We start from the raw sequence: 1,108 nt of genomic DNA, 5'->3' as shown, positions 1-1,108 counted from the left end.
CGGGCAACGGCGGCAACGGTGCCGGCGGCGCCATCTTCGTCACCACCCGCTTCTACTGACAGGAGAATCCCATGGGCACAGCAACACTCGTCGACGGGGACCTTGGTGGGCATCCGGGCCCGGCGCGTCTGTACCGGATCGATCCGCCGATGGCGGGCGCCGACCATATCGTGATCTACACCCGCCCGCCCGCCTACGGGCAGCAGGGTCAGGTCGTGGTGGTCCTCGCTGATGACACCGGTGCGGTCCTCGGTCGTGACGTGCGTCCGCAGGCGGGCACGCACGTGTCGCCGAATCCGTCGCACACGCTGGCGCTGCAACTCGCTGGATACGAGGTGGCGGCGTGAGCGGATATACCCCGATCGTTGAGCCGCTGATCCTGACCCGCGGCGCCGACTACGTGCACCGCTACAACCGGCACCCGAACGACCCGCCGTTCCCCGCCGACACGACCGCCGCGATCGTCATCACCGACGGCCCCGAGGTCGGCTCGCCGGTGATCGCGACGTGGCCCGCGCTCGAGGTCACCGCGGACTACATCGAGTTCTGGGTGCAGTCGGAGGACGCTGACTTGATCGACGAGGGCCTGACCTACCAGCTGTACCCGCACTATCCGGTCGAACCGCCCGCCACCGACACCCTCGACTTCTGTTGGTACGAGGGCCAGATCGAACGCACACCCCGCTAGGAGCACCCCATGAAGATGGCCACCGACGTCCGTGAAGCCCTCGCGGTCGAGCTGTCGAGCCTCGGCGCGACGTTCTCGGCGCACACCGCCGACCCCGGCACCACCGGAGCATCCGAGGTCACCGGCGGCAGCTACGCCCGCAAGACCCTGACCTGGACGCCGGGAGCGTCCGACGGTGATGTGGTGGGCTCGGAACTCGAGTTCGACATCCCCGCCTCCACGACCGTGACCCACATGTCCTGCTGGAACGGCTCGACGTTTCAGTGGTCGCATCCGCTGGACAGTCCCGCGCCGTTCACCACGGCCGGGAAGCTGCGCGTTCCGGTGACGCTGCGGGTCCCGCAGGGCACGTAGCGTGGGCGCCTCGATCGCGCTGCGCCCGGCGCTGCCGGAGTCGACCGCCTCGGCGCCGGCCGCGAG

At 69.5% G+C, this 1,108-nt stretch carries 3 protein-coding genes; all 3 read left to right on the top strand.

What is annotated here, in order from left to right:
- Window positions 1-71 precede the first annotated feature (71 nt).
- From M1M07_RS32290 to M1M07_RS32280, 3 genes are read left to right on the top strand one after another with little or no spacing between them, the layout of a single operon-like run.
- Window positions 72-347, top strand: coding sequence for a hypothetical protein (locus M1M07_RS32290; RefSeq protein ID WP_248676777.1), 276 nt, complete (start codon window positions 72-74; stop codon window positions 345-347).
- Window positions 344-688, top strand: coding sequence for a hypothetical protein (locus M1M07_RS32285; RefSeq protein WP_248676776.1), 345 nt, complete (start codon window positions 344-346; stop codon window positions 686-688). The genes M1M07_RS32290 and M1M07_RS32285 overlap by 4 nt, the downstream gene beginning before the upstream one ends.
- Window positions 689-697: 9 nt before the next feature.
- Window positions 698-1,042: a hypothetical protein gene (locus tag M1M07_RS32280; protein WP_248676775.1), complete on the top strand. Its 345-nt coding sequence runs from the start codon at window positions 698-700 to the stop codon at window positions 1,040-1,042.
- Window positions 1,043-1,108: the final 66 nt, after the last annotated feature.

The sequence above is a fragment of the Rhodococcus sp. HM1 genome (assembly GCF_023218075.1).
Taxonomy (GTDB): Bacteria; Actinomycetota; Actinomycetes; order Mycobacteriales; family Mycobacteriaceae; genus Rhodococcus.
The sequence above is the reverse complement of the archived record's forward strand: the minus strand, read 5'-3'. Positions and strand labels throughout refer to the sequence as shown.

Coding starts and splice junctions, on each gene's coding strand:
- M1M07_RS32290 (WP_248676777.1), top strand. CDS start 72: ATGGGCACAGCAACACTCGTCGACGGGGACCTTGGTGGGCATCCGGGC.
- M1M07_RS32280 (WP_248676775.1), top strand. CDS start 698: ATGAAGATGGCCACCGACGTCCGTGAAGCCCTCGCGGTCGAGCTGTCG.